Raw genomic sequence first — 21,370 nt, forward strand, 5'->3', positions numbered from 1 at the left:
ACTTGGGACAACGTTGCAGGAATTTTTTAGATGATTTTAAGAGTACGCACCCTTTGCGTACTCTTTACTTTGCTGAACTTTGCTGAAGTTGGGTGGTTTTAGAATTTTGGCAATTTCCAATTAAACCGTTTTAAACCGTTGTGGCGGCCATGTCGTAGTGAATCCCAGCGGCAGCCAGGCGATCGAGCGCTTCACCCAATCGGGGCAAGTCGCAAATCAAGCTGACCCGCACATAGCCTTCGCCCCCCGGGCCAAAAGCATTCCCCGGCGTGAAAACAACGCCCGTTTGCTCCAGCACCGAAAGGGCAAAATCCGTAGAAGTCAGACCCGGCGGGCAGGGAACCCACAGGTACATGGTGGCGCGGGTGGGCTTCAGAGACCAACCCAATTGGTTAAACCGCTCCACTAGGAAATCCCGGCGCGATCGATAGCGTGTTTGCACCTCCGTCAGGTAGGTATCAGGCATCGAAAGGGCTGTTTCCGCCGCCTTTTGCAGGGCTGAAAAGATGCCGTAGTCCAAATTGGTTTTCAGGGTGCGCAACCCCTGGACAATCTCCGTGTTCCCCACCACAAAACCAACCCGCCAGCCGGCCATGTTGTAGGTTTTCGAGAGGGTGTGGAATTCCACGCCAATCTCCTTCGCGCCCGGAATTTCCAGCAAGCTGGTGGGTTGATAGCCATCAAAGGCCAGCTCGGCATAGCAGAGATCGTGAACCAACAGAATCTCGTGCTTGCGGGCAAAGGCCACGGCTTCCTCGTAAAACTCGCGGGGGGCGGTGGCGGCGGTGGGGTTGCTGGGGTAGTTGAAGTAGAGAATTTTGGCGCGATCGGCCACGTCGTCCGGGATGGAACCAAAATCAATCAGCCAATCCTGTTCTGCCTTGAGCATGATCGTGTACAGATCAGCGCCGGCCAGCAGGGGCCCCCGGAAGTGGGGAGGATAGGCAGGGCTAGGAACAAGAATGGTATCGCCCGGATTGATGTAGGCCAGCGCCAGGTGGGTTAGACCCTCCTTGGAACCCAACAGGGGCAATGCTTCGCTGTCGGAATTGAGCTTTACGCCATAGCGCCGCTCATACCAATCGGTGATGGCGCGTCGAAAGCTGGCGTTGCCCTCAAAGGGGGGGTAACCGTGGCCGTTGGGATTGTCGAGGGCTTCTTTGGCGGCGGCAATGACCGGGGCGGGCGCGGGGCCGTCGGGGTTGCCCATGCCCAAATCAATCAAATCTAGGCCCTGTTCCCGGGCGCGGGCTTTCAGTTCGTCAAGGCGAGCAAAAACGTATTGTGGTAGGACGCGCAGGCGATCGGCTGGTTGAATTTTCATGGCTGAGTGACCTCCTCTCCGGTGTAGATGGGGGCCGCGGCGATCGGCCCGCCATCGGGGCTGAAGCTGCTGCGGCAGGGGGCGAGGGTTGACACCAGGGCCGCCATCACTTGGTCGGCACTCACGGGGAAGGGGAGGTGATGAATATCCGATCGCTCATGGCAGGCCAACTCTGCGGCCTGTTTCAAATCCTGAAGTGTCATTTGCCCAAGGCCCAGATCTTCCAGGCAGCGCGGCAACCCGATCGCCTCGTAAAAACTCAGCAATTGGGCCCGGGCAGCGGCAGCCAACTGACTGCCTTGGATCATTTCTTCGAGCCGCAGTTGGGCCAAAATTCCGAGGGCCACCTTTTCGCCATGCAGCGTGCCGTGGCTGGCGCTGATGTGGGTGAGACCGTTGTGGATCGCGTGGGCGGCCACGGTGCGACATTGGGCCCCGCCCAAACCGCCAATCACCCCGGCCATCAGCACGGAAGCATCAACCACTTCTTGCCACAGGGGGCCGCCGGGTTGGGCGATCGCCTCGGCGGATTTTTGCAATAGCAAATCTCGCAACACTCGGGCCGATTGAACGGCGGCAACGATCGTGGTTTGCTCAGAGCGCCCGCTGCTGATGGCGGCTTCGTACCATTTGGCGATTGCGTCACCGATGCCCGCCACCAGGGTGCGAGTGGGGGCCGTCAGCACCAGTTGATAATCCAAAATCAGCAAATCGGGGCAGCGATCGAGCGTCACATCATACAAAAACGCTCCCGATTCGGAATAAACATTTGAGAGGGCTGTCCAGGCGGCGCAAGTGGCCCCGGAACTGGGAATCGTGGCGATCGGGACTTTTAGTTGATGGGCCACCAGTTTGGCCGCATCCAGGGCCTTGCCGCCGCCGGTGCCGATGATGTAGTCCGCTCGATGGGTCTTGGCCGCCACGCGCAGGCGTTCCAGGCTGCTTTCACAGCAATCGGGCAAATAATTGGCGGCGGTGCTTTTAGCCCCGATTTGCTCCAGGATCGGTTGCAAAGGAGGTAATAGGGCCGCCAGGGAGCGATCGCCCCCGATGATCAAGGGTCGCTTGCCCAACCGGGCCAGTTCTGCTCCTGCCTGGGCAATCGCACCCCAACCGCGTGTCACCCTGGCCGGGGCGATCGTTAAGGCTGGAATTGGCACGGTCACGGCAATAGGAGCAGTCGGCATGGCAGTCACCCACTACGATTAGGAATTGACCAGAAAGTACACTTTACTCTATGGCGGGAATAGACAGCGCACGATCATTTTTTGGCTGTCGTTGGCTGTTGTTGGCTGTCGCCAATGGTGACCTTATCGAATGTTGTTGCGATCCAATTTTCAACTCTGGCGGTGGCGGGCGATCGCGGCGCGCTGCTCAAGCCTTGGCCTGCTCTCTCTACTCTTAGGTTGCGTCAGTGACTTGCCCAAGGCACAGTTACCGAGCGTTACAGAACTGCCCAACGATCGGGACACCCTGATCGTGACCACGGACATTAACAATCAAGGCCCCGACCCATCACGGTTGGCATTTTATACGGCCGACTTACAAACGGGCTTGGTGGCTCGCTGGCTGCTGCAAAACGACGTGGAAATTGAGCAGCCCAACAAAAATCAAGCCCTAATTGAAAATGGCCCGCCCGTTTTGTTGCGCGATGGCAGCGGGTTGATCTATCAAGGCGTATTTTCCGGGCGATCGAGTCCCTTTTTGATTACGCCCCAAGGGGGAGTGCGATCGCTCGCCGTTCCCCCCGCCGCCCAAAGCTCCAATGGCCGGCGGGCCTGGAGTGCCGATGGCCGTTGGTTGGCCTATGAACGAATTGAGTCGCGTGGTGAAGCCACTTTTTCGGAAATTTACTTACTCGATCGGCAAACAGGCCAACAACGCCTTTGGCTCGCGAACGATGATGCCGATCGGGAAATTCGCTGGATGAGCTGGTCTCCCGATAGTCAGCGCCTGGCCGTTGCCCGCTATCAACTGGGGCAAGAGGCGGTGGATCTGACCCTGCTGGATTTGCAAAAGCCGCCCCAAGTGCTGATTCGGGAAGGGGAAACCACGCCTTTTCAAGTGCCCGAAGTCGCCATGTACGACTTCCAGTGGTTACCGGATAGTCAGCGGCTGAGCTTTTTAAATCACCGCAACCCGGCCGTGCGCGGCAACGACGATCCGCTTGATGAATTTTTGAGTTTTCAGTGGCTGTTTCCCCAATCGTCCGGGGTGAAATCCCAGTCCTCAATTTGGATTTTAGATACTCGATCACGCCAATTTCAGGAATTGCCGCTGGTGACCCAAGGGGAGCGCTTGGGGGATTTATCGGCCTATACCTGGTCACCGGATGGCCAACAACTAGCTTTGGTGGCCGGCTTTGCGGGCCCCTGTCGGCGGCTGGTGACCGCTGGTCAGGTCACCTGTAGTGACCATATCTATGTGGCGAGTGCGGATGGTCGGCGACTGCGGCAGTTAACCCAGGTGGAGCAGTGGCCGAGCTATCGGGTGTTGTGGTTTTCTCCCCAACGTCCTGCGAGGCCATCATTCTAATGGCAACTGATTTAAGCCTGAGTTCTGCCTGATTTAAGCCTGATTTAAGCCTGATTTGAACTTGATTTGAGCCTGATTTGTATCTCAGTGGCCTCAAATTCCGTGGAAGTGAACGAGCCAGCGAAAGAGCGACGGGAGAATGGCCTTTAAATTGGAGAAAGTATACATACACTGAGCCTAGCTTCCCGTGACTCCGCAGAATTCTGAGCCTTGGCAGTTCTCGATTGATCGGCTGCGTTCCCTCACTCGATATCGCTGCCAAACCGCTTGGCAGGGGTGGCGAGGGGAATTGCGTCTAGATTGGGCCTTGGATCCCGATCGGTGGTCGCGTTGGCCGCAGATGGCGGTGAATGACAAGGGCCACATCCCCGTGGCGGCGGGGCGATCGACCCTGTGGTTGGCCCAACGGATTGTGATTCCGGAATATTTGGCAGAACCCTACCCGATCGCGGGGCTGACGTTGCGACTGGCCTTGGGCTGGTGGGCGGAAGTGGCGGAAATTTATCTGAATGGGCAATTTGTCCAAGCGGGCGATCTCTTCGATCCGGCCTGTCGGCGGTTGCTGAGCGCGGCGGCGGAACCGGGCATGGCGTTTGATTTGGCGATTCGATTGGTGTCACCTGGCCATGATCAAGGGGCGCTGGTGAAGGCAGAACTGATTTTTGAGACGGCTTCTTTGGTCGATCGCCTGGATCCGGGAACGCTGGCCGATGAGTTGGCGGTGGTGGCTCAGTTTGCCACTTTGGAATCGCCCGATCGCCCCGACCGCGCCAGTTTGGATCAGGCGATCGGGCAAATTCACTGGGTGGCCTTAGCCGATCGGGTGGCCTTTGAAGCCTCCCTGCAACGGGCCCGCCAAACCCTGGTGGCCGCTGGTTGGGCCGACTGGCTCAAGCAGCGACAAATTCACGCCGTGGGCCATGCTCACCTGGACATGGCTTGGCTCTGGCCCGTGGCGGATACCTGGGATGCGGCCGATCGCACCTTTCGATCGGTCTTGCAGTTGCAAACGGAATTTCCTGACCTCACCTTCACCCATTCCAGCCCGGCCCTGTTTGAGTGGTTGGCGGCCGATCGCCCGGCCCTGATGGCTCAAGTGCGCGATCGGGTTGGGGAAGGGCGGTGGGAACTGGCGGCGGGCCTGTGGATTGAGCCGGACTTGAACTGCATCAGCGGCGAATCTATCGCCCGCCAAATTCTTTACGGTCAACAATTTGCCCTGAACCATCAAGGCCAGTGGGTGGCGGATCAACCGGCCCGGATTGCCTGGTTGCCCGACACCTTTGGGTTCTGCTGGCAATTGCCGCAACTGTTGCGGTTGGGGGGCATTGATATTTTTGCCACCCAAAAACTGCGCTGGAACGACACCACCCGCTTTCCCCACGAGGCCATCACCTGGGAAAGCCCCGATGGGTCGCAAGTGTTGGGCTGGATGTTGCCGCCCATTGGTACCGACGCGGATCCCCTGGCGATCGCTCGGTATGCCGTCGATTGGGAACAGGCCACCGGCCAAACCACCAGCCTTTGGTTACCGGGGCTGGGCGATCGAGGAGGCGGTCCCACCCGGGAAATGCTGGAGCAGTGGCAGCGCTGGTCTGCTTCTCCCCTGTTCCCGCAGCTAGGGTTTGGACGGGTGACCGACTTGGGTGCAAAACTCGCCGCGATCGACACCTGGCCCCGCTGGCGCGATGAATTGTACCTGGAGTTTCATCGTGGTTGCTACACCACCCACTTGGATCAAAAGCTGGCCAACCGTCGCTGTGAAGGACTGCTGTATGAAGCGGAACTTTGGTGGTCTTTGGCGGAAATGGCAGGGCTGGTGACTTCCGAGTTGGCCACCGCTGCTTTTGCAGACTTAGAGCAGGCCTGGAAACGGGTGCTGTTTAACCAATTCCATGACATTTTGCCCGGTACTTCGATCCCCGAAGTCTATGAAACGGTGAATGGGGATTGGCAGGTGGCGGAAGCCGGAGCCTTGGCCGGGCGCGATCGCGCATTAAGTCACTGGTGCGCGGCGATCGACCTGACCCAACCGCCCGTGGCCGGAGCTTCCCCAGTGGTAATTTTTAACAGCCTCAGTTGGGAGCGATCGGGCGTGGTGGAACTGGCGTTGCCCCCGGGATCTTGGCGAGCGGTGAGTGGCGATGGGCAACCGTTGTTAACTCAGCGATCGGGGCCCCGGGGCGATCAGTTGTTGGTGCAGGTGAATGACTGTCCCGGCGTGGGTTATCAATGCCTGTGGTTAGTGCCCGATGCCGAACCCACGATGGTGGATTTGCAACATTTACCCAACGAGCCGCCGATTCTGCAAAATCCCTGGTTACGGGTCACGATCGATCCGATTACCGGCAACATCAGCAGTTTGTTTGACATCATCCAAAATTGCGAAATCTTGTCCGGCCCCGGCAACGAGCTGCAAGCCTTTCGGGACGCGGGGCAATATTGGGACGCTTGGAATATTGATCCCGCCTACGAAACCAACGCGCTGCCTCCGGCTCAACTGTTGGATTGGCGATGGGAAGAGTCCGGCCCCGTGCGCCAAGTTCTGCGAGTGCGACGACAGGTGGGGCAATCGGTGATCACTCAAGATTACGTTCTGGAGTCCCGATCGCCCCTGTTGCAAATTCGCACTACCGCCCAATGGCAAGAAACCCAAGTGCTTTTAAAAGCCGCCTTTCCCCTCAGTGACGAACCGGATCTCGCCACCTACGAAATTCCTTGCGGGGCAATTGTTCGCCCCACCCGACCCAGCACCGCCGCCGAACAAGCGAAGTGGGAAGTGCCCGCCCTGCGCTGGGCTGACCTGGCCGCCCGCTTAATTGCGGATCATCCTGCTGTGCCTGGGCGATCGACCCCCGATGCGACCCCCGATGTGGCCACCGATGCGCCCCCCGATCGGACTCCCCAAATTGCGGATCCCACGCCGCAGGATGTGGCGGCCTGGGGGGTGAGTTTATTAACCACGGGGCCCCATGGGTTTGATGCCAAGCCGGGACACCTGCGCCTGAGTTTGTTGCGATCGCCCTGTTGGCCCGATCCCCACAGCGATCGAGGTACCTGGGAATTCACCTACGCAATCTATCCCCACTTGGGCGGCTGGCAAGGGGCCCAGACGGTGCAGCGATCGGCCGAGTTGCAATCACCGCTCTTGGCCTGTTGGGTTCCTGTGCCCGCCACTGAGGATCCGCAATTAGCCGAAGCTGCGGCCGATCCGGCGATCGCGCCCCAGTTGCCCACCCAAGCCACCTTGCTCAACTTGGGCTGTGACTATGCCCAACTGATGGCCCTCACCCGCCATCCCCAACGGGCCGATCGCTGGGTGTTGCGGCTTTATGAAAGTGTCGGCCGATCGGGTCAGTTGCACTTGACTAGTGATTTGCCCTTGACCTGGGGCGATCGGGTCAATTTGTTGGGCGATCCCCTGTCGGACTCCACCCCAACGCCCACAGCAACAACCCCAGCAGACCCCGCCAGCACAAAGGCGATCAAGCCCTGGCAAATTTGTTGCCTGGAACTCGATCGCCTCAACTAATCGCTCCCAATTGAACTTATTTCCCAGACTGGCTGGGAACCACGGTCTCCGTTAGCCGCCTAGGATTCCCTTGAAGATTCGTGAGCCTCGCCCTCCGGAGCCGCGCTGCGTGGCCGCGGTTTCGATGGCTTTTGGTCTCCGCTCCGTTGGGGCCGTGGTGTGGCGGGCCGAGTCCCTTCGGGCCGATCCCCCGGCGGGCGATCGTTCCGATTAAACCGGCGACCTCCGCCGCCCCGAGGCTTGTGGTTACCCGTCGGCTTGCGGGGTTTGCGGGGGGGCATTCGTCGGATGGATGTGCCCTGCACGATCGTCAGCACATCCCCTTCCCGCTTCACCTCCACATCCCAGAAATGACCCACGGCTCGCTCACCCAGCACGCCCTTCAAGTGGATCTTGAACGCCTTCGCCTTGTCATCGGGGCGACGCGGCGCTTGCTGGATGCGCATGGTTACCGCCTCTTGGTCGGCCCGATGGAACATCACCTCGCCTCGGATCGAGAAAAATTCTTGATCCACCACGGCTGGTTCTAAAACCGGCTCATCGGATCCTTCCGGCGGCTTGCGGTGCAAGGTTTCCGGCTCCCAAACGCCCACCACTTGCAAATGCAGGTGATTTTCACGGGTGCGCGGATAAACCACCCACAGGTGTTCCTTATCGAGGTCGATGTGGTTTTTGACAAGGCTCATGACCCGGCCCAGCAACACCGCATCGATCTGGATATCGTTTTCCACCACCAAAGCACCCTTGGTTAGGCGCTCTTCGGAAGGCAGGTAGCGACCTCGCACCAGCCCGATCGCCCGGTATTGCATGGGGTCACTGGGGGGTGGAATGGGATGCAGTCGCAACCCAAGGGTACTGTCCTCTTCCGAGATGGGAGCGGCTTCCTCCGGTTCCACGGGTTCCGGCGTGGCGGCCGGTTCGGGGGTGGCGGTTGGGTCTCGCCGCACGGGCTTGGAAATACTAACGATTTTGGCGGACTCTTTTTCCGATTTAGCGGCTTCCTTGCGAGGGGCTTCTTCGGCTTGAGCGGCGGGTGGATTGGGACGGACGGGGGGCGGGTTTGGCCGCTTGGGCCCGTTGTTCGGTGTGGATGACTCGGCCGCAGGCGGCTCAGACGGGGGACACATAAGACCTCCTTGCAGGGGACGGAGACAGGAGCGAGGAACAGAGATCAGTTCGGTGATCGGTCAGCGATCGGTCAGCCCGGCGATCGGTGCATCACGGTGCGCATGGCGATGTGTATGACACTGGATCAGCGCGAATCAGAAATGCAAATCAAAAATGCAAATCAGGGCGATCGCGCCACAGCCATTGAAGATCATTTGGCAAAAATCATTTGGCAAAGATCCTTCAGGGCCGGGCCTCAGCGAGCTTCCCGAGATGAGCCGAGAAACGAGCCAAGAGACCTCAGACGAAACCGATTCGGAACTGATGTTGACGGGGCAAACCCAGGACTCACCCAAACCCCTGGAATGGCATTTTCCAGAGACCAATCACCCCATGGGTTCATGGGGAAACTGAAGGTGACGGCTCAAGGGCCAAGACCCGGGGGCTGTCAATCTGCCTATTCTACTGAATGCATGGATAGCCCAAGGGAGTCAGAAGATTTTTCTGGTTTTTTGGGAGTTCGGGGAAGCGTTGCCGATTTGGACTTGACCTAAAACCCTGATGCCATCATCATTTGAGCGAAATTAGGGATCGATCGCCGCATGGGGTTTGCTCGGTTGCCGAAGGGATCGGATCCAAGAATTCCTGTCGGTTTAGAGCGTGTGGATGTCAAAATGTCGGGTTACGGCCCCCCAAGAGACTCCCCAGCCCGGGGCGGCTCTTCCGTCAGGCAAACGAGGCAAAAACTGTGACGAATCAAAAGCAAAACCGTTGGCTCACGAGCGCTGTGCTGTTTTTGGCGCTACTCGCTTTTGTTGGACTGTCGGTGCTGCCCTTGTTGGGAGGCCTACGCCAAACCCCCAATTCTGCCGCCAGCCCGGGAACTAGCCCGGCCAGCTCGGAGCGCGATCGACTCATGAATGAGGCCAAGGGCTATGAGTTGGTGCTGCAACGGGAGCCGGACAATCAAACGGCCCTGCGGGGGCTGTTGGAAGCCAAGCTGAAAATGGGCGATCGCAAGGGGGCGATCGCGCCGTTGGCCAAGCTAGCGGAGCTGAACCCTTCCGAACCGGACTACGGCATTCTGTTAGCCCAAGCCCAGAAAGAGGCGGGGGACTTGGAAGCGGCGGCAGCCACCTACCGCACCCTGCTCGATCGCCAGCCCAATAGCCTCAAGGCCCTGCAAGGATTGGCCACCCTGCTGGTGGAACAGCAGCGCCCCCAAGCGGCCGTGGGTTTGGTTCAGGAGTCGTTGGATCAGGCGATCGCGGCCAATAAAAGCAAGCCCAACAGCGCCGATGTGGTATCAATTCGGCTGCTCTTGGGCGAGGTTTACGTCAAGTTGGAGCGGTATGACGACGCGATCGCTGCGTTTGACAAGGCCCTAGAGGGTAATCCCAAGGATTTTCGACCGGTTTTGGCCAAGGCGATCGTGCTGCGCAACCAAGGCAAGACTCAACAGGCTGAGGAATTGTTTGCAACGGCTGCGGGGTTAGCACCCGATCGATTTAAAGATCAAATCCGCAAGCTGGCGGCCACGGAACCCGGTGCTGAGCCAACCCCCGCCGCCAGCCCCAGTCCGTCGCCCGCACAGCCCTAGGCTCTGGTTGTCATTGCCTGCAATCCAGTGAAAGCGGTCGATCGATGCGTAGCCTAACGGCCCCAGACAAGGGGCTTAAGCCCCTTGCCCCAACGATCCGCGCCAACCAACCGGCCTAAGCGCCGCCCGGGCCATCCAAGTCTGCGAAGTCAACCTTGCCATGTACATGGTTGTGGCGAGCGGGGACTGATTCCTCGCTTTCCATGATGCCGTTGACAGTTTCCGTGAGGGCTTTGGGATCCATGAAGATCACCTTAGAGTTGGGGCTTTCGCTAATTCGCTGGCTAGCGTCCACATAGCGCTGAGCCACCAGGAATTTCACCATTTGCTCCAAAACCCCCTTGTTTTGGGGACGATCCTGCATGGCGGCCGAAATGAGCTGCACCGCTTGCACAATCCCTTCGGCCTCGGAAACGGCGGCCCGCTTGCGCCCTTCCGCTTCGGCAATGGCCGCATCGCGCTTTCCTTCGGCTTCAGAAACGGCAGCTTGGCGTTCCCGCTCGGCAATCCGAGTTCGCTCCATGGCGCGATCGATCTCTTCAGGGCGCTTGATGTTTTGGATGGCTACCCGCAGCACCTTAATGCCCCACTCAGTGGTAATGGTATCGAGGCGCTCCAGGAGGTAATTATTCAATTCTTCAATTTTGGAGAAGGTTTCCTCTAGATCAATTTGGCCGAATCGGGCGCGTAATTCCGTCAAAACCAGGTTTCTGAGAGAATCATCTAGATTATCAACGTTGTAGTAGGCGGCTTTTAAGTTAACGATGCGCCAAGAAACGAGGGCATCTACCTCGATCGCCAAGCCGTCTTTGGTGATGACTTGCTGGGGGGCGATATCCAGGTCGCGTTCCCGCACGGTTTCGACAATCAGCGAATCCACGAACGGAATCACAAAGTTCAATCCCGGATCGAGCGTTCGTTGATAGCGACCGAGGCGCTCAACCAATGCTTTATTTCCCTGTTCAATCACCCGAGCGGAGCTGGCAAAATAGCCCAAGCCCACGGCGAGAGAAACGAGTAGCCCCAACACTGCATCCACTTTGATTCACTCCATGCTTAGGTGCGACCGTTGGTTGACGCTGCAACCAATGCCGATATTTGGTCTTGCCACTTTGGTTTTGCCACTCTTAGGGGCATTTGACAAGCGGCCGGGCCCCCTGTGTGGTTGGGGGATGACAGCGATCGCCCCAGAAATCTCCTGGAAGGATCAAAAAATGAATTCAAGATAACCCAAAAAAGATAGTCAAAAAATAATCGAAATTGCTGATTGCGGGGCTTTTCGTGACTCTTGCTGGCTGCTCCAGGAATGGCTGCCTCAGGAATAGCAGCTTCAGGAATTATGGTCGCCGCCCAGAGCAACATCCTCCAGAAGGGGGGTGGCCGCTGGCCAAATATGCGCTTCAGCCCGCTCGGCTCGCAATCGATCGAGGGTTTCCACAAAATCCCGAATGCCCTGAAATTGCTGATATACCGAGGCAAAGCGCACGTAGGCCACTTCGCTGAGCAATCGCAACCGATCGAGCACCAGTTCGCCTAATTCATTGGTTTTCACTTCCCGAATCGATCGCTGTTGCACTTCCGCTTCAATTTCGTCCACGATCGATTCCAACTGTTCTACGCCAATGCCAGTTTTTTCACAGGCGCGGATTAACCCCCGCAGCAGCTTTGAGCGATCGAACGACTCCCGCCGCCCGTCTCGCTTGACCACGGCGATCGGCACAAATTCCACCCGTTCGTAGGTTGTGAAGCGCCGTAAACAAGCCAAACACTCGCGCCGCCGCCGAATGCTTTGTCCGCCTTCCGCCGCCCGCGATTCAAGCACCCGACTATCCGTGTGATGGCAGAACGGACACCGCACAGGCATCACCCCTCATAACAGAACCCGAGTGACAAACCGTGCGATCGAGTTGCCCCACAGACCCTCCATCCAAACGATTCATCACTCGGGTTGAACGGTGATCATGGTCGATCGAGCCACCGAAGGGCTACCTCCCAACCCTAGATTGGGCGATCGGGCCAACGATCCAAATATCAATACAGCCGATATGGCCAATACAGCCCCTGGCGCTAATGTCGCCAAGCCGAATGTCGGGAAGCTCAATATCGTGAGGCTCCGTGCAATCAAGCTCAACGCAGCCCATGCGGCCAAGCCTTGCCTACTTGCCAATCCGAGGAGGCTCGCGGAAGGCAATTGCAAAAAACAACGTCCCGATCGCCAACGCCAAAATCAAAATGTAGGCAACGCTTTCCATCGTTCATTTCCTAACAACTTTTCCTCAGTCTATCAAGCAAGGGTCGAAAACGTTCAGTTTCCAAAATCCCGTCAAATCAGGATTTACAACCTGCAACAATCTTCTGAAAAGGAACTTCCGAAAAAGAACTTTCGAAAAAACCTGGGGCTGGCACTGAAGACAAGCTGCCCAGGGCGATCGGCCCCACCGCCCAACACCCCCAAAACACAGCGAGAGAGCCTGGAATTCCAGACTCTCCCGTTAATTTTTGGGCTACTAAGGAGTCAGAGTCTGACCCCTAGCACCCCAAAGCTAGAGTGACCAAAGCCAAGCCCTAGACCGACTCCTTACGGGTGGTCAAGTCGCCCAGTTTTTGGAACGCACCAAACTCGATTTGTTCGCCCAGGTCGGCTTCAATCCCAGCAAACACGTCGCGGAACAGCGTCCGAGCACCGTGCCAGATGTGACCAAAGAAGAACAGCAGCGCAAACGAAGCATGGGCGAAGGTGAACCAACCGCGAGGGCTGGTGCGGAACACGCCATCTGCATCGGTGGTGTCGAACTCAAACGGTTCGCCCAACTGCGAACGGCGAGCCAACCGCTTCACATCCGCCGGGTTGGTGAAGGTTTGGCCGCCCAGCGCACCGCCGTAGACCTTAGCCGTGACACCGCTTTGCTCAACACTCAGCCTCGATTCTGCACGACGGAACGGAATGTCCGCACGCACCACACCATCCGCATCGGTCATCACAACCGGGAAGGTTTCGAAGAAGTTCGGCAGACGGCGCACGTTCAGTTCGCGACCTTCAGCATCGGTGAACACCGCGTGACCCAGCCACTTCTTGGCCGTGCCGTCGCCGCTGTTCATCTTGCCGACGCGGAACAGACCGCCCTTGGCGGGGCTGTTGCCCACGTAGTCATAGAAAGCCAGCTTTTCGGGAATTGCCGACCAAGCTTCATCCAAGCTCTTGCCAGCCGCCACATCGGTTTGAACGCGACGTTGGATTTCCTGTTGGAAGTAGCCGCTATCCCACTGATAACGGGTGGGGCCAAACAGTTCGATCGGGGTGGTGGCGTTGCCGTACCACATGGTGCCCGCAACCACGAAGGCCGAGAAGAACACCGCAGCGATGCTGCTCGACAGCACGGTTTCGATGTTCCCCATTCGCAGGGCCTTGTAGAGGCGCTCGGGCGGGCGGACGCTCAGGTGGAACAGACCGGCAATAATCCCGACAATCCCCGCAGCGATGTGGTGGGCCACAATCCCGCCGGGGTTAAAGGGGTTAAAGCCATCGGGCCCCCATTCGGGCGCAACGGGCTGGACATGGCCAGTGATGCCATAGGGGTCAGACACCCACATCCCTGGCCCAAACAGACCCGTGAGGTGGAATGCACCGAAACCAAAGCAGAGAAGACCAGACAAGAACAGGTGGATGCCGAACATCTTCGGCAAGTCGAGGGCGGGTTCGCCCGTGCGGGGATCGGTGAACAGTTCCAAATCCCAGAACACCCAGTGCCAAACGGCTGCCAAGAACAGCAGACCCGAAAGGACGATGTGGGCAGTTGCTACGCCTTCAAAGCTCCAGAAGCCGACGTTGGTGGCAGTTTCACCCGTGACGCTCCAGCCGCCCCACGATTCGGTCACGCCCAAACGCGCCATGAAGGGCAGCACGAACATGCCTTGCCGCCACATGGGGTTCAGAACGGGATCGCTCGGATCGAAGTTGGATAGCTCAAACAGCGCCATGGAACCGGCCCAGCCGGCCACAAGCGCTGTGTGCATTAGGTGTACGGCAATCAGTCGGCCTGGGTCATTCAGGACGACTGTATGCACTCGATACCAGGGTAGTCCCATTGACTACGGCCTCCTCAATCGTTGGTGATACAGCAGTGCAGTAAATCGATCGCCTGTTATGGAAGTCGCGATGCAGTTTCTCGAAAGAATCCGTTAAGGCAGTTATCTAAAAAAGTGTATAGAGTCCACATACCGATCGCAAGCAAACGGGGAGGCCGATCGCCCTGTGATGGCGGCAATGGGTGATTGGCAGGGGAATGCGCCAGCCGTTGTTGACGGTTGGGGATCGAGACCGTGGCGATCGGGGAAACCCTAGAACTGGCCGGCTTTTTGGGTTTGAAAGTGGGCTTGGGCCAGGCTCAGACGTTCGATTACCTGGTCGGCGCTGATTAAACGGGTGAGCAGCACTTGCCCGATCGGCTGATTAAAGTTGCCGTCGCCCGTGGTGGTCGGTTCGGGCTTGACCTCGATGGTGACGATGCTGGACTCGGCCCGATACAGCCAGAGCACTTCGTCCTGCTGGGTGATGGAGAGGTGGGTGCGTTCAATGCGGGGCCCGCGTCGCCAAGCGATGGTGCTCCAGGGGCCATCGGTGCTCCAAACGCGCCCAACAACCCACCCGTCCGCAAGAAAGAAATATTTCCAAGATTCAGTGCTGTTCATGGCTGTCCCCGGGGAGGCGATCGCAAGTCCGCGCTCAACTTATCACCAATTCACGGCGGGTTGTTGACAGCATCGGGAGTGATTGTCGAGGCTTGGCAGCCGTTGGGCAGGGGGAGGGGAGCGGCGGCCACAACGCGATCGCCCAAGTCCGCTTGGCGGGCCCAAAGAGTTGCGCCGCTGGCAAGAGAACTGTTGGGATTGCTGCGGCCCAGGGTACAGATTTTGAGTTCCACCCAGGTCAGTCCCGGTGGCGGCCCAGAGGGGCGATCACCGGTTGGCGGGTTGGCGATCGGGGTGGCCGTTGGGGTGGCGGGGGCGATCGGCAAGGAAATGCGCAGAATTTGAATGGTGCTGTTGGGGGGTAACCAACCAACCAGGGTGGTTCGATCGGGCCCGTATAACCCCAGGGCGGCAGCTTGGGGCTTGATTTGCAGCACCTCGCCCACGTTCAGAGCCATCGGGCTGGGTACGGGGCTGGGTGTGGTGTTGATTCCACTGGGCGAGGCGATCGGGGTGGGGCTAGGAGCCGGGGTATTGGGGGCATTGGCATCGACCAGTTGCCGCACCAGGGGCATGATCACCAGGGCCAACAGCCCACCGCCGAAAATGACTAGGGCCAACAGGCTGAACCAGCGGCCAACCCAGGGCGATCGAACCAGGGGCGATCGGCCCTCAGGGGGAATTGACGAGGGTTCCGCCGAAGGGGTCACCAGTTCCGTTTGGGGCATTTTGGCCACCACCGAGGGCAACAGGTCATCCCCTTGAAAACTATTGGGGTTATTGGGGTTGGCGGCGGGCGAAACCTCCAATTCTCGATCGAGCGGTGGACTAGGAACCATCACGGGGCGGCGCAGGCGGGCTGGATCCGGCACGATCTGGCGCGTGGCTCCAATTTGCACCAGGCTGATGGTGGCGTTGTCGTGGCCATTGTGCTGATTGGCAAGGGAAATCATTTGGGCCACGGTTTGACCGGGATCCCCTTGGCCCCAACGCGCCGGGAACTGGTCACGCCACGATCGCTCGATCAGGTCAAAATCGCTCACCCCATCGGAGCAGAGGACGATCGCGCAATCCTCGTCCAGCACCATGCGGCGCACGCTGGGATAAAGTTGCTCAGAATTGCCCATGCCTAAGGCCTGTACCAGGGCCCCGGCGGCACTGATTTGCAACAAATCTCGATAGAATCCGAGACCCAAACGGGTTTCGCGGGTAGCCAGGTCATCATCCAAGGTCAAGGCATGGCAGCCCGTGGGCGTGATTTGATAAGCACGGCTATCGCCCACATGGGCAATGTACAGCCATCGATCGATCACCAGGGCCAAAACCACCGTGGTGCCCATCCGTTGTCGCTCGGCTCGCCCCTCCTGCACATTACGCTGGGTAATGACGGCATTGGCCATCCCGATCGCCCGCAGCAGGGTGGCATTCACCAACTCAGGGCTAGGGGGGGCCTGGGCGGCGGCCTCCACAAAGGGCACTAACTCGGTGGTGAGCTGCTCGATCGCCCAACGGGAAGCCACGTCCCCGCCCTCATGGCCCCCTAGCCCATCGCAGACGATCGCCAAGCCCAATCGTTGCCCTCGGGTCTGATCTTGGCTGAAGGGATAGCAAGCATCTTCATTGCGCGATCGGCTCGGCCCCGGGTCGCTCAGGCTGGCCACGGCCAGCTCCACGGGCGCATCCTGGGCCGCCACTTGGGTGATGAGCTGCTCCAAATTCGCCACCAGAGTCGGCGGATCGCAATTACCCAACGCCACCTGTTGCAACAGGGGCGACACCAAAGATTCCAAAGCCGGATGGGGCCGCAGCCGTTGCACCCACCAGCGCCCCCACTCGGCCCAACTGGGCGATCGCCCCGCATTGTCCTTCAGGGCCAGCAACCGCACCCAGCCGCTCCCCACCCGCAGCCGCTCCGGCTCCAACAGGGTGGCAGTGACCCCTGCGTCTTGCAAGGGTTCCCAGAGCCGCGCCACTTGCCAAAGCCAATTCAGTTGGCGCAGGGGTGTGGCCTTGGCCCATTGGTCAACCAACTTTGGCAGCAGGGATCCGTCGGGGCCGATCGGGGCCCCTTCAAGCAACAAAATGGCTTCCCGGCTAAAGTTCGACTGTTTGACAACGCCGTAAATTTGGGGCACTGGGGGCCGATGCTCCACCAGCCGCAAATAGCTGAGAAGCAGGCGCGTCACCTCCCCAGGCACTTCGGGCACTTGGCCTGGCTTGCCGTCCAAAAAGCGCCGATCGCCCAAGTAGTAGTAGCGATTGGCGAGCCAAGTGCCGGGAGCCAGCGACCGCAGGTCGGATCCAATCCCGTAGAGGTATAGATGCAGCAGCGGAGCACCACAGGCAGCACAGACCTTGGCCGAGGCGGGATTCCCGTGACCGCAGTGGGAATTACTGCATTCGATCGACCCGATCGGCACCGTCATAGCTCCTCAATTGCCGCTCCCTAACGGGCCGTTAAGGGCGCAAACTCCGTCAGAATGCCATACATTGCCCAAATCGCCATCGGTCGCAGGTAGGTACTGGCCCGGAAGGTGTTTTGAGCCGTAATAGCCTCCGGCGTTCGGAATTGCAAGCCCCCGCTATAGATTTGGTTCACAACGGCGGCGGCCACTTCCATGGCTTCCTGCTGGTAGCCCATTTGCAACCAAAAGGCCGCTAGCCCAAAGTTAATTCCTGTCCAGACTTCTAGGGGGTGGGTGGCCTTCGGGTTTTCGGGGGAACCATCGGGCAACACACCGTTGGCCACCCCCAGGTTAGGCAGGTCGTGGGGAATGTCCCACCCCAGTTCCCGGGCCCGATCGCTCCGACAGAAGGCGTTGAACTTGACGAAACAGGAGTCATAAACCGTCTCGATCGTCCTGCGAACGGCGGCGCTGTCCACCACATCCGGCAGCCCCAGCAATCGGGCATAGAACTGACCACAAAGCTGATCCGCCATCACCACGTCGGAACCGCTGCCGGTGTCGAGACGATAGGACTGCCCGTTCCAGAGGGCCGAGTGATAAACCGATCGGGCTTGGGTGAGCCAGTCTTGGTAGGTGGCCAGGGTGGCCGCCAAGCGGGGGCGATCGAGGGCGGCGCGGGCCCGGTCTGATTCATAGGTTAAATCATCCAAATCCGCTTCCAGCAGCACTTGCCCGATCGCGATCGCCGCTTCCAAGGCCGCAATCCACAGGCCGCCGCAGTAGGCACTCACGCCCACCAGTCGCCAATCATCAAAGGTTTGGTCGGGTGCGCCGGAGTTTTCGGGAATGCCGTCGCCGTCTTGGTCAAAGGTTTTTAGGTAAGCGAGCGATCGCTCCACCGAATCCCAGCAGTCCACCAAGAATTGCCGATCGCTGGCCCCCGTGAGTTGATAGTCCCGGTAGACCTGCAACACGAAATCGCAGGGTAAATCCTTCCACAGGTTGCAATCCTGATAGCTGGTGTAGTTGGTGGCTTCCCAGGGATGTTCGTTCGGTGCGCCCAAATCATGGGGGGTGGCATCGGCAATCTTCCGAACCGCCGCCGCCCGGTTATAGCCAATGATTCGAGGGGTGGCATCGGCCGTGGGGATTGCCCGCGCAAAGGCTCGCATCACGGCCTTTTCCAGCTCGGGCCACAGCAACAGCAGCCCAAAGGAACCATAGAGCCGCACATCTAAACTTTCATACCAGCGGTAATCCAGACATTCGGCCACGGCGAATTGGCCCTTGGGATCTCGCTCATCGGCGGCACTCCAAACGGTGGCCCCAGCCGTCAGGTCGTATAGCTCATTGAGAAGGCCCATTTTGAACCAATCGGGCCAGTCGGGGCGATCGAGTACGGGTTTTTGCCAGGCAATGATTCCTTCGCGCCAGGCATCGTAATGCTTCAGGGCGGTGCGGGCGATCGACCAGGCCCCTTGACCATTGCGCCCGAAAAAGTCCGTGTAGCGCCGATAGTAGGTCACGCCGGCCTTGAATTCCGTGGTGGGAAAGTCCCAAGCCAAAATGAAGGGAATTTTGCGAGTTTTGCCGGGTCGGAGCGTGAAGCGAACGGCGATCGCCGCGCCAATCCGTTCACCGGCCTTGGCGGGCCGATCATCGCTTTCGTCGGACAGGTCACCCGATCGGGAAAAATCGCGCCACAGATCCGAACCATCGCCGGCCGGATTCCAGCGGGTGTGGTGAAACACCTCCACCGCCGGGTTTTGCACCGTCATCAGGGCCCATTGGCCCATCCCTTCGGCCAAGGGGCGATCGCCCGGATCAATCAAGCCTTCCAAGTTCAGGAGCGTGCAGCCCACCCGCGAGAAATCTTCAATCCAGCGGTTAAAGTTCCCCTCGCTCTCGCCCCAACGGGGTTGATATTCATACTCGGGGCTGCCGTCGTCCCGCACCGTAATTTCGGGATTCTTGAGGGCATTGGTGAACCAACCCACCGTGTTTTCCCAACTGAGCAAAATACTGACCGTAATGGGGCGATCGGTGGGGTTGTGGGCCGTCCACTCAAACACCGCCACGGGATAGCTGGTTTCTTGGTAGTTGCCCGCCAAAATCGGTGAAAACTGTTCGCAGGTGAGGTGGGTCTGCAACACGTTTTCGTAGGTGAACCAACTGCGCGGGTAGAGCGCCGAGTAAGTGCCCGTTGAGCGCTCGGCCGTGGAAGCGGGATACCAAGCCCAATCCCCCAGACTGCCATCGGCGGGTGGTTCGCTGCTGAGGGCATAGGTTCGGGGTAAGTCGCCCTCTGCTTGCTCAAAAACCGCAAACTGACAGCCGGGCAGGTTGGCAAACACATGCTCCCCGCCGTCCATGTGCCAAAAGTTAAATTCACCCCGGGGCGATCGACCCAAGGAGCCGGCCCCAAATCCACCCAAGGGCGCACCATGCCAGGGGCCATCGTCCAAATTGCTGGCATAGCGGACGGTGTAAGGACGTTCCCAACCAAGGCCGATCGGGCGGCTCCAAGCGCATGGGGGGATTGACCCGGCGGAGGGGTGACCGGTGGGGGGCGCGATCGGGGTCGCGGGGGAATTGTTTGTGGGATTTGCCTGAACCATGCCCAGAATTCTAAGGTCTTTTGTTCGATCGCGCCTAGGACTTTGGTTGAAGATTCGACGGTTAATCAGCGTCTGACGCGAAGATCACCTGACGAGAAGATCACCCCGATCCCCACCCCCATGCCCGATCGCCCGGTGGCTCCCACCTTGTGTCTGAGGTCTGTTCTCCAGTACAACGGGAATGGATGATTCTGCAACCAACGTTCACCCATTCCCGATCGCCGTTCAACCAATCGCTGTTCAATCGATCGCGGTTGAATGAAAAAAATTTGAGTCGCTTAGCACTCCAGTCAGAGTCAAGAATTCAGTTTAAGAACTCAATCCACTTTTGATGAGCTTGCTATGGAAAGCTGGGCCTATTTGCACTATGCCCTGGCGTTAGAGGCGCTGGATGCCCCGGAACACCTGGAAGACCAAAATCAGGGAGCTGATCAGGTCATCGATCGGGCCACGGGGCAGCTCAATCGAATCACCTCGGGCCGAATGCTTCTGGGGGCGATCGCCCTTGGGGTGTTGTCTTGGCCATTTCTGGCCGAAGGGGCCCAGGCCTATAACAGCCTGCGATTTGGCGATCGGGGCTTGGCGGTTCAAAATCTTCAGCAACTGCTCAAGGGGGCTGGGCTGGAAGTGCCGATCACCGCTGAGTTTGACAGCGCCACGGAACTGGCCCTGCGCAATTACCAACGGCGCACCGGCAAGCTCACCCCCACGGGCGTGCTCGATCGCACCAGCACCATGATGTTGATGGCGGCCAATGGTGCGCCCGCCCGCCAAACGCCCGCCCCCTACTTGGTGCGCGGCGACCAGGGCCCTTCGGTGCAAGTTCTGCAATGGCGACTGCGACAGGCCAGCACCTTTAACCTGCCCCTGTTGGTGACTGGAACCTTTGACGAAGCCACCCGCACCGCCCTGTTGACCTATCAGGCCCAGCACCGATTGCCAGGAACCGGCGTATTGGATTTAGAAACCCAAGCCAAGCTTGATGCGGAAACGGTGGAGCCGCGCAACCCTTGGCGATCGGACGGCCGCGGCGACACGGGCAACACGAACGATCGGGGGAATCAGCCGGGTGGTTGGCAGCCGGTGATTAACCGTCCGCGCCCCGTGGCTCCGGTGGTGCTGCCCCCGAGCGCTCGCCCCAGCTCCGAGGTCAACACAGGAAGTTATGGAACCCTGACCGCGCCAATCTATGGGGGCGAAACGAGCGATCGCGTGGCCACCCTCCAAGGCAAGCTGCGCACCCTGGGCTTCCAAAAATCGCGCACCAATACGGGTCATTTTGGCAAAGTCACCCAAACGGCCCTGGTTGCCTTCCAGCGATCGCGTCGCATTCCCGCCACCGGCTACGTGGATGCAACCACGGTCAATGCCCTGGCCACCGTGCCCGTTTCCGGCCGCCGAGGCTCTCCCTATTTGCCCGTGAAGCGCCATGTGCGCCGGGCCCGAAACTGGGTGCGACCCGCGACCGATTCCAGTTGGCAGCCTGTTTATAATCCCTGTTGCGTGCGAATCTGTGGCTCTGGCTATGGCGGCTGGCAGTGATTCAGTAGTGATTCT

General features: G+C 59.1%; 14 protein-coding genes. 4 read left to right on the plus strand and 10 right to left on the minus strand.

Annotated elements, in window-relative coordinates:
- Positions 1-130: 130 nt before the first annotated feature.
- Both H6G52_RS09420 and H6G52_RS09425 read right to left on the minus strand, forming a co-directional pair.
- Entirely contained in the window at positions 131-1,324 is a 1,194-nt protein-coding gene (locus H6G52_RS09420; protein WP_099532329.1) for an aspartate aminotransferase, read from the minus strand.
- Positions 1,321-2,511: an iron-containing alcohol dehydrogenase family protein gene (locus tag H6G52_RS09425; protein WP_190527925.1), complete on the minus strand. Its 1,191-nt coding sequence runs from the start codon at positions 2,509-2,511 to the stop codon at positions 1,321-1,323. Before H6G52_RS09425 ends, H6G52_RS09420 begins: the two co-directional genes overlap by 4 nt.
- Before the next feature lie 130 nt (positions 2,512-2,641).
- Here H6G52_RS09425 and H6G52_RS09430 point away from each other — a divergent pair, with 130 nt between their 5' ends.
- Positions 2,642-3,859 carry a PD40 domain-containing protein gene (locus tag H6G52_RS09430; protein ID WP_190527927.1) on the plus strand — a complete coding sequence of 406 codons (1,218 nt, stop codon included), beginning with the start codon at positions 2,642-2,644 and terminating at the stop codon, positions 3,857-3,859.
- 187 nt (positions 3,860-4,046) lie between these two features.
- The gene (locus H6G52_RS09435; protein ID WP_190527929.1) at positions 4,047-7,391 is read left to right on the plus strand and encodes an alpha-mannosidase; all 3,345 of its coding nucleotides are present in this window, start codon (positions 4,047-4,049) and stop codon (positions 7,389-7,391) included.
- Positions 7,392-7,450: 59 nt separating this feature from the next.
- Here H6G52_RS09435 and H6G52_RS09440 read toward each other — a convergent pair whose 3' ends face one another.
- Positions 7,451-8,518 carry a hypothetical protein gene (locus H6G52_RS09440; protein WP_190527931.1) on the minus strand — a complete coding sequence of 356 codons (1,068 nt, stop codon included), beginning with the start codon at positions 8,516-8,518 and terminating at the stop codon, positions 7,451-7,453.
- Positions 8,519-9,246: 728 nt separating this feature from the next.
- On the opposite strand from H6G52_RS09440, the gene H6G52_RS09445 reads away from it, so the two are divergent.
- On the plus strand, positions 9,247-10,098 hold the full coding sequence (locus H6G52_RS09445; RefSeq protein ID WP_099532323.1) for a lipopolysaccharide assembly protein LapB: 852 nt from the start codon (positions 9,247-9,249) through the stop codon (positions 10,096-10,098).
- Between the two features lie 115 nt (positions 10,099-10,213).
- Here the strand turns inward: H6G52_RS09445 and H6G52_RS09450 are convergent, their stop codons facing one another.
- The 7 genes from H6G52_RS09450 to H6G52_RS09480 form a co-directional block, all read right to left on the minus strand.
- Positions 10,214-11,137 carry an SPFH domain-containing protein gene (locus H6G52_RS09450; protein ID WP_190354623.1) on the minus strand — a complete coding sequence of 308 codons (924 nt, stop codon included), beginning with the start codon at positions 11,135-11,137 and terminating at the stop codon, positions 10,214-10,216.
- 291 nt (positions 11,138-11,428) lie between these two features.
- Positions 11,429-11,956 (minus strand): transcriptional regulator NrdR, encoded by a 528-nt coding sequence (gene nrdR, locus H6G52_RS09455; protein ID WP_190354622.1) that lies wholly within the window; start codon positions 11,954-11,956, stop codon positions 11,429-11,431.
- 298 nt (positions 11,957-12,254) lie between these two features.
- Positions 12,255-12,350, minus strand: a complete 96-nt coding sequence (locus H6G52_RS09460; RefSeq protein ID WP_037216787.1) for a photosystem II reaction center protein T — start codon at positions 12,348-12,350, stop codon at positions 12,255-12,257.
- Positions 12,351-12,663: 313 nt separating this feature from the next.
- Positions 12,664-14,184, minus strand: coding sequence for a photosystem II chlorophyll-binding protein CP47 (gene psbB / locus H6G52_RS09465; RefSeq protein ID WP_099532321.1), 1,521 nt, complete (start codon positions 14,182-14,184; stop codon positions 12,664-12,666).
- 252 nt (positions 14,185-14,436) lie between these two features.
- Complete coding sequence (locus H6G52_RS09470) at positions 14,437-14,787, minus strand: hypothetical protein (RefSeq protein ID WP_099532320.1); 351 nt, start codon at positions 14,785-14,787, stop codon at positions 14,437-14,439.
- A gap of 50 nt (positions 14,788-14,837) precedes the next feature.
- On the minus strand, positions 14,838-17,213 hold the full coding sequence (locus H6G52_RS09475) for a protein phosphatase 2C domain-containing protein (RefSeq protein WP_190527933.1): 2,376 nt from the start codon (positions 17,211-17,213) through the stop codon (positions 14,838-14,840).
- Positions 17,214-17,233: 20 nt separating this feature from the next.
- Complete coding sequence (locus H6G52_RS09480; protein ID WP_190527935.1) at positions 17,234-19,813, minus strand: GH116 family glycosyl hydrolase; 2,580 nt, start codon at positions 19,811-19,813, stop codon at positions 17,234-17,236.
- A 342-nt stretch (positions 19,814-20,155) separates the two neighbouring features.
- Here H6G52_RS09480 and H6G52_RS09485 point away from each other — a divergent pair, with 342 nt between their 5' ends.
- Positions 20,156-21,355, plus strand: a complete 1,200-nt coding sequence (locus H6G52_RS09485; protein WP_190527937.1) for a peptidoglycan-binding protein — start codon at positions 20,156-20,158, stop codon at positions 21,353-21,355.
- Positions 21,356-21,370: the final 15 nt, after the last annotated feature.

It is taken from the genome of Limnothrix sp. FACHB-881 (assembly GCF_014698135.1).
Taxonomy (GTDB): Bacteria; Cyanobacteriota; Cyanobacteriia; order CACIAM-69d; family CACIAM-69d; genus CACIAM-69d.